The 21,093-nt window shown below is 46.1% G+C and carries 16 protein-coding genes; 15 read left to right on the top strand and 1 reads right to left on the bottom strand.

The genetic code is table 11. The features are described from left to right. Positions 1-37 precede the first annotated feature (37 nt). Both AAC006_RS14225 and AAC006_RS14220 read left to right on the top strand, forming a co-directional pair. Positions 38-1,090, top strand: a complete 1,053-nt coding sequence (locus AAC006_RS14225; RefSeq protein WP_339891718.1) for an efflux RND transporter periplasmic adaptor subunit — start codon at positions 38-40, stop codon at positions 1,088-1,090. Continuing rightward, positions 1,083-4,235 (top strand): CusA/CzcA family heavy metal efflux RND transporter, encoded by a 3,153-nt coding sequence (locus AAC006_RS14220; RefSeq protein ID WP_339891716.1) that lies wholly within the window; start codon positions 1,083-1,085, stop codon positions 4,233-4,235. The genes AAC006_RS14225 and AAC006_RS14220 overlap by 8 nt, the downstream gene beginning before the upstream one ends. 94 nt (positions 4,236-4,329) lie before the next feature. Here the strand turns inward: AAC006_RS14220 and AAC006_RS14215 are convergent, their stop codons facing one another. Further along, positions 4,330-5,544, bottom strand: coding sequence for a dipeptidase (locus AAC006_RS14215; RefSeq protein WP_339891714.1), 1,215 nt, complete (start codon positions 5,542-5,544; stop codon positions 4,330-4,332). Between the two features lie 384 nt (positions 5,545-5,928). Here AAC006_RS14215 and AAC006_RS14210 point away from each other — a divergent pair, with 384 nt between their 5' ends. The 13 genes from AAC006_RS14210 to AAC006_RS14150 all read left to right on the top strand — a co-directional run bounded on the left by AAC006_RS14210 (position 5,929) and on the right by AAC006_RS14150 (position 21,090). Beyond that, positions 5,929-6,696, top strand: a complete 768-nt coding sequence (locus AAC006_RS14210; protein ID WP_129739879.1) for a SapC family protein — start codon at positions 5,929-5,931, stop codon at positions 6,694-6,696. Positions 6,697-7,054: 358 nt separating this feature from the next. Continuing rightward, positions 7,055-7,513 (top strand): division/cell wall cluster transcriptional repressor MraZ, encoded by a 459-nt coding sequence (gene mraZ / locus AAC006_RS14205; protein ID WP_057789935.1) that lies wholly within the window; start codon positions 7,055-7,057, stop codon positions 7,511-7,513. Next, entirely contained in the window at positions 7,510-8,451 is a 942-nt protein-coding gene (gene rsmH, locus AAC006_RS14200) for a 16S rRNA (cytosine(1402)-N(4))-methyltransferase RsmH (protein ID WP_062088014.1), read from the top strand. The genes mraZ and rsmH overlap by 4 nt, the downstream gene beginning before the upstream one ends. Further along, on the top strand, positions 8,448-8,783 hold the full coding sequence (gene ftsL, locus AAC006_RS14195) for a cell division protein FtsL (RefSeq protein ID WP_013782930.1): 336 nt from the start codon (positions 8,448-8,450) through the stop codon (positions 8,781-8,783). The genes rsmH and ftsL overlap by 4 nt, the downstream gene beginning before the upstream one ends. Beyond that, positions 8,780-10,555, top strand: a complete 1,776-nt coding sequence (locus AAC006_RS14190; RefSeq protein WP_013782931.1) for a peptidoglycan glycosyltransferase FtsI — start codon at positions 8,780-8,782, stop codon at positions 10,553-10,555. Before ftsL ends, AAC006_RS14190 begins: the two co-directional genes overlap by 4 nt. After that, positions 10,545-12,137 carry a UDP-N-acetylmuramoyl-L-alanyl-D-glutamate--2,6-diaminopimelate ligase gene (locus tag AAC006_RS14185; RefSeq protein WP_338454862.1) on the top strand — a complete coding sequence of 531 codons (1,593 nt, stop codon included), beginning with the start codon at positions 10,545-10,547 and terminating at the stop codon, positions 12,135-12,137. Before AAC006_RS14190 ends, AAC006_RS14185 begins: the two co-directional genes overlap by 11 nt. Beyond that, positions 12,134-13,567 carry a UDP-N-acetylmuramoyl-tripeptide--D-alanyl-D-alanine ligase gene (murF, locus tag AAC006_RS14180; RefSeq protein WP_338454864.1) on the top strand — a complete coding sequence of 478 codons (1,434 nt, stop codon included), beginning with the start codon at positions 12,134-12,136 and terminating at the stop codon, positions 13,565-13,567. Before AAC006_RS14185 ends, murF begins: the two co-directional genes overlap by 4 nt. After that, positions 13,561-14,643 carry a phospho-N-acetylmuramoyl-pentapeptide-transferase gene (mraY, locus tag AAC006_RS14175; RefSeq protein ID WP_338454866.1) on the top strand — a complete coding sequence of 361 codons (1,083 nt, stop codon included), beginning with the start codon at positions 13,561-13,563 and terminating at the stop codon, positions 14,641-14,643. The genes murF and mraY overlap by 7 nt, the downstream gene beginning before the upstream one ends. Further along, positions 14,643-16,055: a UDP-N-acetylmuramoyl-L-alanine--D-glutamate ligase gene (gene murD, locus AAC006_RS14170; protein ID WP_288388517.1), complete on the top strand. Its 1,413-nt coding sequence runs from the start codon at positions 14,643-14,645 to the stop codon at positions 16,053-16,055. The genes mraY and murD overlap by 1 nt, the downstream gene beginning before the upstream one ends. Beyond that, positions 16,055-17,596, top strand: a complete 1,542-nt coding sequence (gene ftsW, locus AAC006_RS14165) for a cell division protein FtsW (RefSeq protein WP_288388548.1) — start codon at positions 16,055-16,057, stop codon at positions 17,594-17,596. Before murD ends, ftsW begins: the two co-directional genes overlap by 1 nt. After that, on the top strand, positions 17,589-18,677 hold the full coding sequence (gene murG, locus AAC006_RS14160) for an undecaprenyldiphospho-muramoylpentapeptide beta-N-acetylglucosaminyltransferase (RefSeq protein ID WP_288388516.1): 1,089 nt from the start codon (positions 17,589-17,591) through the stop codon (positions 18,675-18,677). Before ftsW ends, murG begins: the two co-directional genes overlap by 8 nt. Beyond that, positions 18,677-20,125 (top strand): UDP-N-acetylmuramate--L-alanine ligase, encoded by a 1,449-nt coding sequence (murC, locus tag AAC006_RS14155; protein WP_288388515.1) that lies wholly within the window; start codon positions 18,677-18,679, stop codon positions 20,123-20,125. The genes murG and murC overlap by 1 nt, the downstream gene beginning before the upstream one ends. After that, entirely contained in the window at positions 20,122-21,090 is a 969-nt protein-coding gene (locus tag AAC006_RS14150; protein ID WP_013782939.1) for a D-alanine--D-alanine ligase, read from the top strand. The genes murC and AAC006_RS14150 overlap by 4 nt, the downstream gene beginning before the upstream one ends. Positions 21,091-21,093 lie beyond the last annotated feature (3 nt).

The following is a 21,093-nucleotide window of genomic DNA, read 5'->3' as shown; positions in this document are numbered from 1 at the left end:
TAACTTACAAAAAGCGGCTTAACTGGGTTGTGTGATTTTGGTTGACCACGTCATTGATAAGCTGTTTATTAAAACGGAAGGTGAGGCCGTTAGCCAAGGGCAAAAACTGTATACCCTTTATTCACCTGCTCTGGTGACTGCGCAAGAGGAATTTGTTATTGCGCTAAAGCGAGGAGACACACGCTTAGCCGCAGGTGCTAAACAACGTTTAAAAGCGCTGCACTTATCGGATGGGTTTATTGCGCAACTCGAAAAAAGCCGCGAGGTTTCACAAACTATTACCTTCTTTGCCCCCCAAGCCGGCGTGGTAGAACATTTAGGAGTTCGCGAAGGATTCTATGTTCAACCTGGCACCACGGTGCTTAGTATTGCTCGTTTAGACAGTGTATGGGTTGAAGCGCGCGTATTTGAACAAGATGTCCCTAAAGTGGCACTTGATCAGCAGGTATCGGTTACGTTTGACTATCTGCCAAATAAAACCTTTTCAGGTAAAGTTGATTTTATCTACCCAGCACTTGATGTTGAAACACGTACGCTCAAAGTACGGGTTACTTTAAAGAACGACAGCGGTGACATTAAACCGAATATGTTCGCCAATGTGATTTTTACCAAGCAAACCGAAAAGCCTGTGCTGTATGTGCCTTATCAAAGCGTTATTCAAATCCAGTCGCAGGGCCAAAATCAAAATCTCGCCCAAAACCGAGTCGTTATGAATGTCGAAGAAAGCTTTAAATCTATAGCCGTCAACGTTGGGCGTAAAGCAGGGGACTTCATTGAAATAACTCAAGGCGTAAATGAAGGTGACAAAATAGTGCTGTCGGCGCAGTTTCTGATTGATTCAGAGTCGTCTAAAACATCAGATTTCAAACGTATGCAGTCTCATGGCGATCATGAAATGGTAAAACACAACAAGCCAATGTCTGATACGCCTGAGCATGACCCAATGCAACACGATCCAACAAAACATGATCCAACACAACACGATTCACCCCAAAAAGAGTCAAACCTGCCAGAGAAATCTCATCATGGATTACAACATCAGGGAGTGAATCACGAGGCCAAGCACCACGAGGGCATGCACCATGATTGAAGCCATCATACGTTGGTCTGTGGCGAATCGCATATTAGTTTTACTGGCAACGTTGTGTATTTCTATTGGCGGGGTAATAGCAGTAAAGCATACACCTATTGATGCCATACCTGATTTATCAGATGTGCAGGTGATTGTTAAAACCAGCTATGCAGGGCAATCGCCTCAAGTGGTGGAAGATCAAGTAACCTATCCGCTCACCACTGCCTTAATGTCTGTGCCGGGTGCAAAAACAGTTCGAGGATTTTCATTTTTTGGTGACTCTTATGTGTACGTTATTTTTGACGACAGTACCGATATGTATTGGGCACGAAGCAGAGTGCTGGAATACCTTAGCCAAATAACCTTGCCTGATGGCGTGGTACCCAAACTGGGGCCTGATGCTACTGGGGTAGGTTGGGTTTACATGTATGCCCTTGTTGATGAGTTACACAACTACGATGCTGGTGAGCTTAGGGCTTTGCAAGACTGGTTCTTAAAATATGAATTGCAAAGCGTGCAAGGAGTGTCGGAAGTCGCCTCTGTAGGCGGCATGGTTAAACAGTATTTACTGCAACTTCATCCGCAAAAGTTGCAAGCGTATAACGTGCCTTTACGTCATATTGAAACGGCACTCGCCCGAGGCAACATTGCAGCGGGGGCGTCAGTGATAGAAATGGCTGAAGCCGAGTATATGGTGACATCTTCTGCCTATCTTACGGGTACTGAAGATATTGCTAATATTCCTTTAGGCGTTGTTCACAATGGCGTGGCGATAACGATAGGCCATGTCGCGAGTGTAGTAGAGGCGCCACTTATGCGAAGAGGCATCGCTGAGCTAAACGGAAATGGCGAAGTGGTAGGTGGCATAGTGGTGATGCGCTTTGGCGAAAATGCTAAGGCGACTATTGATAACGTGAAGGCGCGTATTGAAACGTTGAAGGCCAGTTTACCTAGTGGCGTAAATATTGTACCGGTATACGACCGTTCCACCCTTATCGATAATGCCGTCGATAACCTATGGAGCAAGCTTGTTGAAGAGTTACTTGTGGTGGGTGCCGTCTGCTTAGTGTTTCTTTTTCATGTGCGGTCGTCGCTGGTTGCCATAATCACATTACCAATTGGCATATTAATGGCCTTTATCGTAATGAAGTTTCAAGGCCTTAACGCAAATATTATGTCTTTAGGTGGTATTGCCATTGCTATGGGGGCCATGGTGGATGGCGCTATTGTGTTGGTGGAAAACCTGCATAAGCATATTGAACGGGCGACAGCGCAAGGAGAGCAAGTAAAAGGTGAAGCGCGTTGGGCGCTAGTGGTGAAGTCGGCCAACGAAGTGGGGCCAGCCCTGTTCTTTTCACTGTTGATAATTACCGTGTCTTTTATCCCTGTTTTTACCTTAGAAGCACAAGAAGGGCGAATGTTTGCCCCTCTCGCTTTTACGAAATCCTATGCCATGGCTGCCGCTGCGGCGTTAGCCATTACCTTGGTGCCAGTGTTAGCCGGCTATTTCGTGACAGGCAAGGTAAAAGCAGAGCATCGCAACCTGTTAAATAGGGCTATTTCGACAGGGTATGTTAAGGCGTTAACGGCTGCGCTGAACCACCCTCGAAAAATAGTGTTCGCAGCCCTTATTGCGTTAGTTTCTGTAGTATGGCCAATGCAGCATATCGGTAGTGAATTCATGCCATCTTTGGATGAGGGGGACTTACTCTATATGCCTACGACTTACCCTGGAATTTCGGTGGGCAAAGCCAGAGAGTTGCTACAACAAACCGATAAGCTGATTGCCACAATACCCGAGGTGCAAAATGTATTCGGTAAAGTGGGTAGAGCGGATACCGCTACCGATCCTGCGCCTTTAACTATGATAGAAACCTTTGTGCAATTAAAGCCAAAATCCCAGTGGCGTGCAGGTATGACAACATCAAAATTGAAGGAAATATTAAACAGTACGGTGGAATTTCCAGGGGTATCCAATGCGTGGGTGATGCCAATTAAAACGCGTATCGACATGCTCGCTACTGGTATTAAAACGCCGGTAGGTATCAAAATAGCGGGGCCAGAATTAGCGGGCATTCAGCAGGTGGGTGTACAAATAGAACAAGCGCTACAAGACTTTAAGAATACCGCATCGGTATTTGCCGAGAAAGTTGCAGGTGGGCGATATATCACTATTGATATTAGTCGTGACAGGGCGGCGCGATACGGGCTCAATATCGCTGATATCCAAGAGGTTATCAACACTGCTATAGGTGGGCGTACATTGGGTGAAACCGTAGAGGGAAGGCAGCGTTTTCCTATTAGTATGCGTTACCCACAACAATACAGAGATTCTCCAGAAGCGCTAAGACAACTTCCCATAGTGTTAGCAAACGGTGTCAATATTACCTTGGGCGAGGTAGCCGATATTGCTATTGAGGTGGGGCCCGCGGCAATAAAAAGCGAAAATGCTCGATTAAACGGTTGGGTATTTATCGATATTGAAAGCGGCGATTTAGGCAGTTACGTACAAAGTGCAAAAGAACATGTTGCTAATACGGTTTCATTGCCTCCAGGCTATTCTTTAACCTGGGCGGGGCAGTTTGAATACTTAGAAAGGGCGGAAGCACGGCTTAATATAATGGTGCCATTTACCATAGCCGTTATCGTGTTGCTGCTGTATTTAAGCTTCAGGCGAGTTGCCGATGTAGCACTTATTATGGTTACCTTGCCATTGGCACTAATTGGCAGCTACTGGCTATTGTATGCACTCGAGTTTAACTTCTCTGTAGCCGTTGCCGTTGGGTTTATTGCCTTGGCGGGAGTCGCGGTTGAAATAGGCGTTATTATGCTGGTGTACCTGCATCAAGCGGTTGAAGCGTTTGCCGGAAAAGCTTGCTCTACTACGCATGCTCAATCATCTGCTGAGCAAATAAAACAAGCACTTAAAGACGCCATCATTGAAGGTGCCACCCGGCGTGTAAGGCCGGTAATGATGACGGCGCTCTCTATTATTATCGGCTTATTACCTGTGCTGTATGCAACGGGAACCGGTGCTGAAATTATGCGGCGAATTGCTGCCCCTATGGTGGGAGGGATGCTAAGTGCGCTGGTACTAACCCTGTTTGTGCTACCTACTGTGTTTTACCTTGTTAAGACGTGGCAGTTGAAGCGACGTTCGTAAGAAAACACGCTACATAAACACCTTAGAAACAAAAAGGCAGTTAGGATAACCTAACTGCCTTTTTAGTATTTATTCGGCTGTTTTATTTCAACGATTAATGCTTGCTGGCGTATTCTTCCACTTGGGCCCATACACGCAGTAAATTTCCGCTCAAGATTTTTTCAATATCTGCTCGGCTGTATTCTCTGTCCAGTAACCCCTGAACTAAATTAGGAAAGCTAGCCACATCTTTTAAGCCGATGGGTAACGAGTCACCTACGCCGTCATAATCAGAACCAATTCCTACGTGCTCAATACCAACCAGCTCTACCACATGGTCGATGTGATCAAGTACTTCATCAAGTGTTGAGTAAGGGTAAGGGACTTCTTTGCGGTAGTTAGCTTCGAAGTCTTCCAGTTTCGGGCTATCTTCACCTTCAGCGACAATTAATGCTTTGCGCGCTTGGGTTAACCCTGTACGCCACTTACCCGCTTCTTTCGTGACAAAGCTTGAGCCAAAGTTAATCATGATAACGCCGCCATTATCGCCAAGCGCTTTAACCATTTCGTCATTCATATTACGCTCGAAGCCAGGTGTAAATCGGCGAAGCGATGAGTGAGACGCAATTACGGGCACTTTTGTTAGCTCAATAACTTGATAAAAGGCATCGTCAGATACATGAGAAATATCAAGCATGATGCCGATGTTGTTCATCTCAGTAACCAGTGTTTTACCAAACGGACTTAACCCGTTCCACTGACGGCGCAAATCGTATGACGAATCTGAAATATGGTTCGACTGGCTGTGGGCTAATGTAATGTAACGAATGCCACGTTCGTGAAACGCTTCTAGATTAGCTAAATCGCCTTGAAGTGGGGAGCCATTTTCCATTCCCATGGGTAATGAAATAATGCCTTTTTCGAACTGGGCTTTTACGTCTGACGGGCTTTTGGCAATGGCAAATTTATCAGGGGCTCGCGCCACTATGGCTTCTACAGAATCAATAAGCAAATGAGCAAGTTGTGTTGATTCTGGTGAATTATCTAAACTCGCCGGTACATAAATTGACATGAAAGGAGCATTTAAGCCGCCTTTGACCGCGCGAGGGTAATCAAAGTCTCCGCCTTCTGTGGCTTTGGTGACATCTACCCATGCATTTTTAACCCGATAAGGCACATCAATATGGCCATCAACAATAATCGTTTCTTGGGCTATTTTTATCGCTTTTTCACCTGCTGTGTAAGTGGGGGTATTATCAGCAATGGCTGATGCGCAAAGTAGAGTGGAAATTGCGAGTGCACAAGATTTTAGCGGGAAGAAGCCCTTCATTTTTGTTTTTCCTTATCGTTGTTGTAAGACAAAAGACTAAAAGAAAACCTTCATGCCTACAATGGCCCGAACGCCTTATTCTTTTATTTCTTCTGATTTCCTTTCATTTCGGGCTTTTTTATTCTCAATGACCCTAAAAATAGTAAAATTGTGCGTTTTTAGAGCGGTTACTACCATTCACTTTAATTTTACATTGCAATAAAAATTTAAAACTTGTTATTGTGTTGACGCGTGACTTCATAACGCGAATGCGGGATACTCCCGAGCGCGTCGCCGAATAGGATGAGAGTGAGTTCATCCGCGCGGCCTACATAATTTTTCGTGGCACCCCTCACTTCTCAGTTATTTTACAGGGGCCACAGTAAACAAGTATGAGAAAGTAAAATGGCTATTAATTTTGTACCGCTAGATAAAGAAAAACACAAAGACGTAAAAGTCGCGGTTAGCAATACCTTTAAGTTTGCGAAAGATACGCACCTTGCTGCAGCCACTATTCGTGAGTTTGCTCAATTGGCTGCCACTATGCCGCTAGTATTTATTGAAGATGCTAATGCTAAACGTCACCATGTTGTTGCAATGCTTGGCATGGAACAGAACAAAAACCTGTTTCTTACTGGCGACAAATGGCAGGGCCCTCACGTTCCAATGAACATCCTTCGTTACCCTTTCGATGTTCGCCCTGATGGCGAGAAGCTAGGTGTATACATTGATGAAAACAGCGACCTAATCGGTGAAGAAGGTGAAGCCTTATTTACTGACGCTGGTGAGCCAACGGAATTCTTGCAAAACCGTCAGCAGTTTTTAGCTGACCTTGCTAACAGCGAAATGATGACTCAGCGTTTTGTTCAACAAGTTGTTGACCTAGACCTGCTAGACCCAATTCAAATTCGTCTTACTTACCAAAGCGGCCAACAACGTAACGTTACTGGCATGCTAAGCATTAACGAAAAGAAAGTACTTGAGTTGCCAGAAGAGAAAGTGACTGAGCTTCACAAGTCTGGTTTCTTAGGCGCTATGTACGCGGTAATGATGTCAGCAGGCCAATTGAACCGTTTGGTTGAGCTTTCAAATGGTACAGACAACCCAATTCGCAGCATGCAATTGTCAGTGGTTAAACCTGAAGAAGCACAAGCTGAAGCGCCAAGCGCATAGGTATTATCACCCACTAGGGTGATTGAAGCGCTAAGCTAGATAATAAAACCGATACTGGGAAACGAGTATCGGTTTTTTCGTATTTATCATATTTACTTTCCCCAACCCCTTTTTATTTTGCCCCTCTTTTCTTAGGGGTTATCAACTACTTCGCCAAAACACTGTATATGCACACAGTTCAAAGCCAGTAAATACGTGGCCTTCACTGTGCTTTTTAGCTTGACAGTGGGGATCAATGATACCTAAACTGTCAATCAGTGGGTAAATGTGGCGAATAGTGGATCGAACCATCATTGTTTTGCAGATCAGTACTCAAAAAAACAAGAAAACCAAGAGCAAAATATAGAAGGCTAGGGGAATGTTCCGCGGCGCTAACGCAATCAATCTGGATACAAAAGGCAGACTAGCGATACCAACAAAGTATCGGCAGTCGCTGCTGGATGATTGTAATGGACAGCTGGTCTGTACGGTCGATACACAGCAAAGTTGTTTGCTGCTTTACCCACTTCCCGAATGGGAAGAAATTGAGCTTAAACTCATTAAGTTCTCAAGCATGATTCCAGCGGAAAGACGCATGCAGCGTTTATTACTCGGCCATGCTACTGAAGGTGAAATGGATAAAAGCGGACGAATTCTGCTTCCTACTCCGCTACGCCTTCATGCTCACCTATCAAAAGAAGTCATGTTAGTTGGTCAGTTGAATAAGTTTGAAATTTGGGATGCCGAAGTATGGGCTGAACAAGTTGAGCTTGATATGGATACCGAACGCAAAGGCGAATTTGAACTCACCGAACGTTTACAGGACTTTTCCTTATGAGCCAATCTAACGAATTCAAGCATGTTTCTGTGTTACTCGACGAGTGTATAGAAGCCCTAGCTATCAAACCTAACGGTATCTACATTGATGCCACATTCGGTCGTGGAGGCCATTCTGCGCATATTCTTGATGCGTTGGGTAGCGATGGTAGCTTAATTGCGTTTGATCGCGACCCACAGGCTATAGAGGCGGCTAAGCGTTTTGCCGATGACAGCCGCTTCCGTATTATTCATTCTCCTTTTGGCGACATGGCCGAAGAAATTGAAGCCTTGGGTTTAACCGGAAAGATTGACGGCGTATTAATGGACTTGGGTGTTTCGTCTCCTCAACTTGATGATGCCGAACGTGGCTTTAGTTTCCTTCGCGACGGCCCGCTAGATATGCGTATGGACACCTCACGCGGTGAAAGTGCAGCCGATTGGCTAGCCCGCGCTGAAGAACAAGACATTACCCAAGTAATTAAAGAGTTTGGTGAAGAGAAGTTTGGTAAACGCATCGCGCACGCCATTGTAAATACTCGCGAAACCACGCCTATTACCCGTACTGCTCAGTTAGCCGCACTTATTGATGAAGCCGTACCAGTAAAAGATAAGTTTAAACACCCAGCTACACGTGCATTCCAAGGTATCCGAATTTACATTAATGCTGAGCTAGAGCAGTTGCGAATAGGCCTAAAAGCAGCGACTCAAGTGTTAGCAAAAGAAGGACGCTTGGCGGTTATTTCGTTTCATTCTTTGGAAGACCGACTCGTAAAACGCTTTATAAAAGACCAAAGCAAAGGCAAATCAGTACCGCATAATTTGCCCATAACCCAAGCTGAAATAGATGCCGATAAAGTATTAAAAGCGTTAAGCCGTGCCATAAAACCCTCTGAATTGGAGATTGCGAACAACGTTCGCTCACGCAGTTCCGTGTTAAGGGTGGCCGAAAAGCTATGACGTTAGGTAAGCCTGATAGGGCAAATACAAACTTCAGTTTACTGCTGATTATTGTGTCAGATTTAACCCGCAACAAGTTGCGGGTTTTGTTGTATTTAGCGGTTCTGCTTAGTGGCATGGCGGTTATTCTTGGTAGCCACCAAAATCGTCAGCAAGTTATTGCCCTTGAAGACCTGATGCAACAGAAAGATGAGCTCGATGTTGAATGGCGCAACTTAGTGCTAGAACAACGTGCGCTTACCGAACATAACCGCATTGAAACCTTGGTTGAAAAGCAACTTGATATGTACCGTCCTACAGCCGATGACGAAGTGGTAGTGAGGCTTAAATGACCACGTCTACCGTTAAACGTAGCCGCAAAGCGAGCGGAGCAAAACAAAACGTCACACCAAGCTTGGTGCACTGGCGCTTTGTGGTTGTGCTTATCGTGGTTATCTCGGTTTTTGCGGCACTGGCTGCCCGCGCGGCGTTTATTCAAGTTATTGAGCCTGATGAACTTATCCAACAAGGCGATAGCCGTACCTTGCGTACGCGCAACATGCCTACCTATCGCGGACTGGTCACAGACAGAAATGGGGTTGAGCTAGCCGTTAGCGTGCCGGTTCGAGCCATTTATGCCGATCCTAAAATTATTCATGAGAACGATGGCCTTGCTGAGCCACGTCGTTGGCAAGCACTGGCCGACGTACTAGGCCAGTCGGTAGATAGCTTACAAGAAAAAGTGAGCAATCCTAAACGCCGTTTTGTGTACTTGCAGCGTCAAGTGTCTCCTGCCATGGCCGAGTATGTTGATAAACTTGATATTCCAGGTATTTACTTACGCCGCGAAAGTCGTCGTTATTATCCTACCGGTGAAGTGTCGGCTCAATTAATCGGTGTTACCGATGTTGATGATACAGGTGTTGAAGGCCTAGAGCGTATGTACGATGAGTGGCTTACTGGTACGCCAGGTTCCCGCAAAATTCGTCGAGATGCCAAAGGTCGTCAGGTAGAGATTTTAGAAACCACCACGGGTGAGGATGCGGGTAATCTGCAACTGACTATCGACCAACGTATTCAAGCGTTAGCGTACAAAGAAATTAAAGAAGCCATGATTTACTATCAATCCAGTTCTGCCTCGGCAGTGGTGATTGATGTAAAAACGGGCGATGTACTGGCCATGGTAAATGCGCCGTCTTTTAACCCTAACGATCGCAGTAATATTTCACCCCACCGCATGCGTAACCGCGTCATTACGGATGCATTCGAGCCAGGCTCTGCGTTAAAGCCGTTAGCGGTACTAACTGCTATGGAATTTGGTGAAGTAGGAGCGGAGGATGTCGTAGATACCAACCCTGGTTGGATGCGCCTAGGCGGAAGCTTAGTTAAAGACTCGCGTAACTATGGCGAGCTTACCCTTGAAGAAATTATTCAGCATTCAAGCAATATGGGTACTTCGAAATTAGCGCTGTCTGTGCCTAAGCAATTTCTACTCGACACCTATTACAACATTGGGTTGATGTCAGATACTGGCCTAAATATGGCCGGTGAAAGCAGTGGTATCTTCTACGACCGAAGCCGTTGGTCTGAATTCGAACTTGCCACCTTGTCATTTGGCTATGGGATATCGGTAACCACTGCGCAACTTGGGCGGTTATACGCCACATTGGCGAATGGCGGTATCAAGCAGCCACTGAATATTATTAAGTCGCCACAGCAAACCGGATGGCAAGGTCAGCCTGAACGGGTTATCAGTGAAGAGAATGCAAAAGCCATAGTCCAAATGATGGAAAGCGTAACCCAGCGAGGCGGTACAGCGAAAAAAGCGGCCGTTCCAGGTTACCGTGTGGCAGGAAAAACAGGTACCAGTCGTAAGGCTGTGGCAGGTGGTTATGGCGAAGAGTATGTGAATATCTTTGCTGGTATTGCCCCTGTTTCCGACCCAAGACTTGTCACTATTGTGCTTATTAACGAGCCTGGTGGTGATTTGTATCACGCCGGTGACACTGCAGCACCTGTGTTTTCGTCAATCATGGGCGGTGCTTTACACATGTTAAATGTAACTCCCGATGACAAGCACGTGACGTCAGGCGCATGGCTGAAAGGAGGCAACAGTGGTAGTTAATTCCTTTATTCAAAGTACGCGTGCGCTGTTAGCAAAGTTTGGCATAGACGCGCCAGATATTCGTATTGAAGGCCTAACTTTAGATAGCCGTGATGTGAACACAAAAACAGCATTTGTAGCGGTTAAAGGTCATGAGCGTGACGGAAGAGATTTCATACCACAGGCAATTAGTTTAGGCGCGCGTGTCATTCTGGCGCAAACTGACGACAGTCAAGCCCATGGCCAAATGGAAATGCGCGACCATTCGGTAATTATTTCGCTATATCAATTACCTAGCATGCTATCGGCATTGGCGGCTGCATTTTACGATTACCCCGCTTTGAAAATGATGACAGTGGCGGTAACGGGAACTAACGGAAAAACCTCGACAGTTCAATTGCTTACCCAGTTAAAAGATGCGCTAGGTACGCGCAGTGCAAGCGTTGGCACTCTTGGCAGTAGCGTATATGAAGGTGAAAATACCCAATGGGTTACGACCGCCGCGGCTAATACCACCCCTGATGCTATTCGTTTGCAGTACGTGTTGGCAGAGTTTGTGCAATGCGAAGTGCGACATACGGCGTTTGAAGCTAGTTCTCATGCATTAGTGCAAGGTCGGTTAAGCCAAGTGAAAACAGATATTGCAGTATTCACTAATTTAACGCGAGACCATCTTGATTATCACGGCACCATGGAAGAGTACGCGAAGGCAAAACGTTTGTTGTTAGATCAACCTGGCCTTGAAGCTGTTGTGTTGAATGTAAACGACAGTGAAAGCCAGAATTGGGCTAAATATTTAGACACGAACGCAGCTAATCATGAAGGCTTAAAGAAAAGCGAAGATAAAAAGCCGAGAGTGACACGAGTATGGACAGGATTTGAACCCATTGATGATGTTTTAGCCACGCACAAACAACCACAAGATCGCCATTGTTTCGCCACAAATGTTTCATACCATTCTTCAGGAATTCGATTCGACCTTGTTTCTTCATGGGGCACAGCACCTATTGAATTGGCATTGTTTGGCTCGTTTAACGTGAGCAATACGCTAAGCGCTATTTCATGTTTACTGGCGCAGGGCGAACGCTTTGAAAATGTAGTGCGGGTAGTGAATGGTTTGCAACCCGTACCGGGAAGAATGGAAGTGTTCCCTGTGGAGGGCAGTGCCAGCGTAATTGTTGATTATGCGCACACGCCAGACGCGTTAGAACAAGTGCTGAAAAGCGCTAAAACACATACTGCCGGCAAAGTGTGGTGCGTGTTTGGGTGTGGCGGCGATCGCGATAAAGGCAAGCGCCCCTTAATGGGCGCGGCGGCTGAACAGCATGCTGATGTGATTGTCATTACCACTGACAACAGTCGTAGCGAGTCGCCAGAAAGTATAGCTAGCGATATTAAGGCGGGCTTGCAACGCCCCAATGACGCAGTAGAAGAGGCAGACAGAGAAAGCGCTATTCGCTATTGCCTAAACAGTGCAGATGAGAACGACATTATTGTAGTGGCCGGTAAAGGCCATGAAGATTACCAAATTATTGGTACCCAACAGACAGACTATAACGAACGTACAGTTGTGGCTCGACTACAACAGGAGTACAAAAAATGATAACTACAACACTGTCGTGGATAGCCAGCCAAATAGACGGCAAACTTGACGGACAAGATTGTGAAGTCAATGCAGTAAGTACAGACACACGAACCTTAGATTCGGGCTCTGTATACCTTGCATTAAAAGGCGATAATTTCGACGGCCATGCTTTTGCAGAAAGTGCTGAAAAAGCGGGCGCAAGTGCAATTATTGCCAGCGAACCTGTGAATGTTTCCATTCCTGTGGTGTATGTTGAAGACACTAAACTGGCTTTAGGCCTTTTAGGGGCTGCCGTAAAACGTGAAGTGGCACCTAAAACTATCGCTATCACAGGAAGTAGCGGTAAGACTACCGTGAAAGAAATGTGTGCGGCCATATTAGAGCGCCGCGGCTCTGTTCTTGCTACCAATGGCAATTTTAACAACGATATTGGGGTTCCGCTTACCTTACTTCGCCTAGAACAACACCACGAATACGCGGTGATGGAATTAGGTGCAAACCATCTAGGTGAAATTGCATACACCACTGATCTGGTTAAGCCAGATGTTGCCACTATCGTAAATGCTGCCGCTTCTCACCTTGAAGGGTTCGGGAGTTTGTTAGGTGTCGCGCGTGCAAAAAGCGAAATCTTTAAAGGCTTAGGCGATAACGGCACTGCCATTGTTAATGTAGACAGCCAATTTGCCGATTTCTGGCAAGGTAAGCTCAAGCAAAAGCGGGTATTAACTTTCTCGCCAATGCAAAAGAACAACGAAGCCGACTTCACAGCAGAAGATATCATTGTAGGTCTTGATGGTTGCGCAGCATTTCAGTTGTGTAGCAACGAAGGTGAAGCTGCTATTCAATTAACTATTCCTGGTATCCATAATGTGGGGAATGCACTAGTTGCTGCGGCCCTTACCATGCAATTGGGTGCCACCCTTGAGAACGTACGTGACGGTTTGCTTGCGATGAAGCAAGTAAAAGGGCGCTTGAATGTTAAGACATTGGGTAGCCAAGTACGTTTGCTTGATGACACTTACAACGCCAACGTTGCTTCTGTGAATGCGGCTATCGATACACTAAGTACTTTCTCTGGCATTAATGTTTTGATATTGGGCGACATGAAAGAGCTCGGCGAAAAAGCGCGTTTCTATCACGAGCAAGTCGGTAATTACGCACTTAGTAAAGGTATTGATTACCTGTATTCATTTGGTGTGTTAAGCCAGTCTGCCAGTGCAGTGTTTGAAGAAATTTCAGGAAAAAATGGGACTGAAAAAAATAGCGGCCATTTCACTGATATAGACAGTTTGATGAAAGCGCTAGAGCAAGACCTACAAGTAGAACAACAAGATATTTCAATTTTAGTAAAAGGCTCACGCAGTTCTCGTATGGAACGCGTGGTAGAGGCGATAGAGGCCTCTTCGCTGGGAAAGTTTGAACGCCGTCGGGAGCGTATTGCATGTTAATTTGGCTAGCTGACTGGCTGACACAATTTGATACTGGGTTTAACGTATTTTCATACCTTACTCTTAGAGCGATTTTAAGTACGCTAACGGCGTTGCTGATTGCTATTTTAATTGGCCCTAAAATGATTCGTTATTTGCAAGCCATGCAGATAGGGCAAACTGTACGTGATGATGGCCCGCAAAGCCATTTATCTAAATCGGGTACACCTACTATGGGTGGCTTACTGATTTTAGCGGCTATAGTAGTGAGTGTCTTATTGTGGGCAGATTTAAGTAACCGCTACGTCTTAGTGACCTTAGCCGTGGTGGTGTCGTACGGCATTATCGGTTTTGTGGATGACTATCGCAAAGTGATCCGTAAAGACTCAAAAGGCTTGATTGCGCGCTGGAAGTATTTCTGGCAATCGGTGGTAGCCATTGGGGTAGCTTTCTTCCTATATAGCAGTGCCACATTAAGTGCTGAAACCTCATTGCTTATCCCTTTCTTTAAAGAAGTGTTTCCGCAACTAGGCGCCTTTTTTATCATTATTACTTACTTTGCCATTGTGGGCACAAGTAACGCAGTAAACCTAACCGACGGCCTTGATGGTTTAGCCATTGTACCGACTATTTTAGTGGCAGGTGCTTTCGCTATTTTTGCTTATGTAACCGGGAACGCGAATTTCGCCGATTACCTTAATATTCCGCATATTCCCCTTACCAGTGAATTGGTTATTGTGTGTACGGCCATTGTTGGTGCTGGGCTAGGATTTTTATGGTTTAACACCTATCCAGCACAAGTCTTCATGGGCGATGTAGGTTCATTGGCATTAGGTGGCACATTGGGCGTACTAGCCGTATTAGTTCGCCAAGAAATTGTACTGATTATTATGGGTGGTGTGTTTGTAGTAGAAACCTTATCGGTCATTTTGCAAGTGGGTTCATTTAAGTTGCGTGGGCAACGTATTTTTAGAATGGCACCTATTCACCATCATTACGAATTAAAAGGTTGGCCGGAGCCGCGAGTTATTGTGCGCTTCTGGATCATTTCTATCATTTTAGTCCTTGTTGGGCTGGCAACGTTGAAACTTAGATAATGACATATAACGTACGTGCACATTCTTATGTGGTAGGCGGCCTTGGAGTAACAGGTCAGGCTTGCGTGCGTTTTCTAAAACAGCAAGGGGCGAAGGTAAAAGCCTTTGATACCCGCGATACTTTCAACGTGTCAGCACCATTAAATATCTGCGTAACCACCGGGACATTACCTCGTGACTTCTTTGCAGGCGTTGATACCTTGGTACTAAGCCCAGGCTTACCGCTTAACATTGAACAAGTAAAACAAGCAAAAGCCTGTGGTGTTGAAGTTATTGGCGACGTGGAATTGTTTGCACGTCTTAACAATACGCCAACCATAGGAATAACTGGTTCAAATGGTAAAACCACGGTTACCCTGCTAACAACGCATATGCTGAAAGCTTGTGGGTACGAGGTGTGTGAGGCGGGTAATGTAGGGCGCCCAGTACTTGAAACCCTTCCAGAATCCATGGCAGAGCTTGAAACTCAGTCTTCTTCTTTGGATGTCATTGTTTTAGAGCTTTCCAGTTTTCAGCTTGAAACGACTTCTAGCTTGAAGTTGAACGCCGCATCGATTTTGAATGTTAGCGATGACCATTTAGATAGACACGGCGATATGCAGCAATACATAGCTGCCAAACAGCGTATTTTTAGTCATTGTAATACCGCAGTAGTTTGGCGCGGCGACAAGCAGGTTACGCCAACTTCAAATTGTGAAAACACTATCACCTATGGCCTTGATATTAGCGATACCGGCTTTGGTTTACGCGAAGGCGTTATAACCTTCAACGGTGAAGCGCTGCTTAATACCGCCGATATTCGATTGGCTGGCATGCACAATGTGCTTAACGTGATGGCGTCGCTGGCATTATGCCAAGCGTTTAGTACTTCATTGAATAAACCAGCCCTGCTTAATACAGCCGCACGTGCAGTGGCTAGCTTCACTTCAGCGCCGCACCGCTGCGTACAAATTGCCAACATTAATGGCGTGAAGTGGATAGATGATTCAAAGGCTACCAACGTGGGTGCCACTATCGCTGCTATTCAAGGGCTAGCTCCTACTACCAATGGAAAAATTATCCTCATTGCCGGTGGTGATAGCAAAGGTGCAGATTTAAGTGCATTAAAACCAGCGCTAGATGAAAGTGTTGGTGAAGTGATTGCGCTAGGCAAAGACGCAGAAAAATTCAGCGCTGTTTTTAGAGACACCACAATAGTGGCTTCAATGGAGAAGGCGGTATTGGCTGCTAACTTACGTGCTGGTAACGGCGATATCGTCTTGCTATCCCCAGCGTGTGCCAGTATCGACATGTTTAAAAACTATATGCACCGTGCACAAGTATTTACTGATGCAGTTACACATATTACCGAAAAGGTAAAATTTGAAAGTGACGCTGGCGCAGTGAAAGAAGCGGGAGGTTTGCCATCATGATGACGACTGCAAACGCTCCCCAAGCAAATCGCGCGTTAAAAACAAAAGATACGTCGCAAGCCGACACTAAATTAAGTGCGTTGTTTGCGGCTCGTCATGACGAACAAAACCTTCAAAGCCCTTACGATATTGGCTTAATCATTGTTGCGTTAGCCCTAATGACGATTGGTATTATCATAGTGACATCAGCTTCAATGCCTGTTGCTGAGAGAATTCACGATAATCCTTTTTACTTTGCTATTCGTCACGGTATTTACATTGTGGGGGCAATTATTGCTGCTATGGTGGTACTAGAACTTCCTATGCAGTTTTGGCGCACGGCAAACCCTTATCTGTTATTAGCGGCGATTGGGCTATTGGTGGCAGTGCTGCTTGTTGGGCGTACCGTAAACGGAAGTACCCGTTGGTTGGCACTAGGCCCCATTACCATTCAAGCGGCTGAGCCTGCCAAGCTTTTCTTCTTCACTTACTTGGCCGGCTACCTAGTTCGCCGTTATGAAGAAGTAACGGAAAATTTAAAAGGGTTTATAAAGCCATTAGTGGTGTTCTTCGCATTAGCCATGTTACTGCTGCTACAACCCGATTTGGGTACTGTGGTAGTAATGTTTGCCACCACCATTGGGCTGTTATTTTTAGCGGGTGCTCGCTTATGGCAGTTCTTTGCGTTGGTGTTTGCGGGCGTGTTGGCCGTTGTTGCCCTTATCGTGTTTGAAGAATACCGCATGAAGCGGGTAACCTCGTTTCTTGATCCTTGGGCCGACCCATTCGGCGCGGGGTATCAGCTTACCCAATCGCTAATGGCTTATGGCCGAGGTAATTGGTTTGGCCAAGGTTTAGGTAATAGCCTACAAAAGTTAGAGTTCTTACCTGAAGCCCATACCGATTTTGTGATGGCCATTTTAGCTGAAGAGCTTGGCTTTGTGGGTGTGCTTGCGGTACTTGGCTTAATATTATGGATGGTGGTGCGTGCGTTACAAATAGGGAACAAAGCCTTATTGAAATCACGCCCATTCGAAGGGTATTTAGCTTACAGCGTAGGAATTTGGTTCAGTTTCCAAACCGCGGTGAATATTGGTGCAAGTGCAGGTATTCTGCCTACTAAAGGGTTAACGCTGCCATTAGTTAGTTACGGTGGTTCATCGCTTATTGTTATGTCGGTGGCGGTGGCTTTATTGTTGCGTATCGATTTTGAACTTCGCGTAGACGGAGTTCAAGCGTTAGGACGTGGCGACAATAAGAGAACCAGCAAAGCAAAGGCAAAGCCTTCAGCTAAATCAGCGGCTAAGCCGCCAGTAAGAACGAAACATACCAATGCTGAACCGTTCGCTGATGCCGAGGCGGATTACAACCAAGCCCCTGATCTGAAAGCATCTGATGTGAACGCTCCTGATACACATGAGAGTAGCGAAGACGCGCCAGTAGCTAAAACAAAAGACGCAGGGTCAAAAAAAGCATCCAATACAGTTTCTCCTGAAGACGAAGGCAAAGCCGGCATTAAAGCCATTTTAGCCCGTGTATCTAAGGAGGCGTCGAGTGAGTAAGCGTTGCTTAATTATGGCTGGTGGTACTGGGGGGCATGTTTTCCCTGGATTAGCCGTGGCTCACGCGCTGCAATCAGCGGGTTGGGAAATAGAATGGCTTGGCACCGCAGAGCGAATGGAAGCCGACGTTGTGCCCAAGCATGGTATTCCCATTCACTTTATTCCAGTGAAAGGTATTCGAGGTAAAGGGCTAAAAGCCAAATTATCGGGCGGTATCGCTCTGATAAAAAGTTTGTTTTCGGCTCGCCGTATTATTAAACGGGTGCAGCCAGATTTAGTGATTGGGTTTGGTGGTTACGCCAGTGGCCCTGGTGGTGTTGCTGCCAAATCGTTAGGCATTCCCGTGGTTATTCACGAGCAAAATGCGGCCGCGGGCATGACCAATAAGTTACTGGCTAATATTGCCACGCGGGTGTTACTCGGGTTTGACGACGCAAAGCCGCAGTTTGCTAAAGTTGCTTTTAAAGTGCACACCGTTGGCAACCCTGTGCGAGACGAAATTTGGCAAGTTAACCCTAAAGAAGCAGTTTCAGACGAAACAGTAAAGGGTAAACTTAACCTTCTGGTTGTTGGCGGAAGTTTGGGTGCCAAAGTACTTAATGATACTGTGCCTGCCACATGCGCGGCGCTGGACGGTTTGTCTATTCGCCATCAATGTGGGAAAGGCAATAAAGCGTCGGTAGAAGCGCTTTATGCAGGTTCGGCTAATCCCGTTGAAGTCAGCGACTTTATTGATGATATGGCAGCGGCCTACGAGTGGGCTGATTTTGTGATTTGCAGAGCGGGCGCGCTCACCGTTGCGGAAGTGGCGGCAGCGGGCAGGGCAGCATTGTTTGTACCTCTGCCACACGCGGTAGACGATCATCAAACAAAAAATGCGCAATCGTTAGTGAAGCATGGCGCAGCCATTATGATTGCGCAGTCAGCATTAAAAGACAATTTAAGGCAGGCGGTTCGGCACTGGGTAACACACCCTAGCGATTGCCTAAAAATGGGTGAAGTAGCAAGGCAGCACGCCAGTACTCACGCCACTGAACAAGTAGTAAGCCATTGCATGGCAGTAGTAGGAGTAGGGGAATAATGGTTTTTAAGACCCCATTTGAGAGCCCGCAAATGCGCAGGGTGAAGAAAATATTTTTTATCGGCATTGGCGGTGCGGGTATGGGCGGTATTGCTGAAGTACTGCTTAATGAAGGTTACGACATTGCTGGCTCTGACATAAATTCAGGGCCTATGACTCAGCGCCTTAATGATTTGGGCGTGGATGTAAAGATAGGTCATAAAGCCGAAAACGTTGATGGTATGGATGTGATTGTGGTTTCTAGTGCCATTAACGAAGCTAACCCAGAGATTATTACCGCCAGAGAACAGCGTATTCCAATTATACGTCGTGCGGAGATGTTAGCGGAATTAATGCGTTTTCGTCATGGTATAGCCGTGGCAGGAACCCATGGTAAAACCACAACAACCAGTTTGATCTCTACCATTTTTGCACAAGCGCAGTACGACCCCACGTTTGTGATTGGTGGCTTGTTAAATAGTGCGGGTACTAACGCACGTTTAGGCAGAAGCCGTTATTTAATTGCTGAAGCCGATGAAAGTGATGCATCGTTCTTACACTTGCAGCCTATGGTGTCGGTAGTTACGAATATTGAAGCTGACCATATGGATACCTATGGCGGTGACTTCTCGAAAGTGAAAGACACTTTTGTTGAGTTTTTGAGTAATTTGCCATTTTACGGGCAGGCAATTGTGTGTGGCGACGACGCCAACATACAAGAGGTTAGCCCCCGTATTGGCCGCAGTATCATTACTTATGGCTTTGAAGCGCACAACGATGTACGTGCCCAGGATATTACCTTGTCATTCGGGCAAGCTAATTTCACCGTTATACGGCCAGAGCGTGAGCCTTTGAAGGTGACATTAAACCTTACCGGTAACCACAATGTGCTAAATGCGTTGGCAGCCATTGCTGTGGCAACGGATGAAGGTATTGATGATGACGCCATAGTGACTGCATTGGCGAGCTTTGGTGGTATCGGACGTCGGTTTGAAGTGCTTGGCGATTTTAAAACCAGTGTTGGCAATGTTACCTTGGTTGACGATTATGGTCATCACCCTACAGAAGTGAAAGCCACGATAGCGGCAGCGAGGGCTAATTGGCCCGAGAATCGTTTAGTGATGGTGTATCAACCACACCGGTTTACTCGTACTCGTGATTTGTACGAAGACTTTGTTAACGTGCTTTCTACGGTAGATGTATTGCTATTGTTAGACGTTTATCCGGCCAGTGAACAACCTATTGAAGGTGCTGATAGTAAATCTTTGTGTCGTTCTATCCGTCAACGTGGCCAAATTGAGCCCGTTTACGTAGGCGGTAAAGAAGCGCTTCCCGCCATTCTTGCCAATATTTTGGTAGAGGGCGATATCGTGATGACCCAAGGCGCTGGAAACATTGGTCAAATTGCTAAGTTGCTCGCCAGCCGTGAGATGGAGCCAAAAGTGCTGCATCAGGAGAGCGATGCATGAGTCTTTTTAGCAACGTAAAAAAATATGATGCTGCCGAATTTGGAAAAGTGGCGGTCATGTTTGGCGGCGACTCTGCCGAACGTGACGTGTCGCTAAACTCAGGAAACGCGGTGCTTGCAGCGCTTTTACGAGAAAATGTAAACGCCATAGCTTTCGATCCGGCAGAGCGACCACTTACTGATTTAATCAGCGAAAAAGTCGACCGAGTACTTATCATGTTACACGGTCGAGGTGGTGAAGATGGTTCAATGCAAGGGGCACTACAACTGCTTAAAATTCCCTACACGGGAACGCCGGTTTTAGGTTCTGCATTGGCGATGGACAAAATTCACACCAAGCAAGTATGGCAAAGCCTTGGCTTACCTACTGCTAAATATGAAATTGCTGATAAAAGGCGCTTTGAAGCTGGTAAGTGCAGCGCTATAATGGAAAAGTTGGGGAATGAAGTCATGGTAAAACCGGCCCGAGAAGGGTCGAGCATTGGCATGGCGAGAGTGACAAGCGCTGAACAACTCGAAAATGCCATACAGGACGCCTTTAACTATGACAACCAGGTCCTGTTAGAGCAATACATTAAAGGCCCTGAGTTTACAGTTTCAGTAATTCAGGGGCAGGCATTGCCGTCTATTCGCATGTCTACTCCACATACGTTTTATGATTACGCTGCCAAGTACCAAGACGATACCACAGAGTATTTTTGTCCAAGTGGTTTGTCTGACGAGCAAGAAGCACATCTTGCTCAGCTATCGACGCAGGCATTCGATTCTATTTCTGGCTCTGGCTGGGGTCGCATTGACGTGATGCAAGATGGTGATGGGCATTTTTATTTGCTTGAAGCGAATACGGTGCCTGGAATGACAGAAAAGAGCTTGGTGCCTAAAGCGGCCAAAGTGGCGGGGTTAAGTTTTGATGAACTGGTTTTAGCAATATTGGCCACCAGTTTTGACCCTGACAGCAGAGCATAAAGC

Source organism: uncultured Alteromonas sp., assembly GCF_963976965.1.
Taxonomy (GTDB): Bacteria; Pseudomonadota; Gammaproteobacteria; order Enterobacterales; family Alteromonadaceae; genus Alteromonas; species Alteromonas naphthalenivorans.
This window is presented reverse-complemented; position numbering and strand designations above follow the sequence as displayed.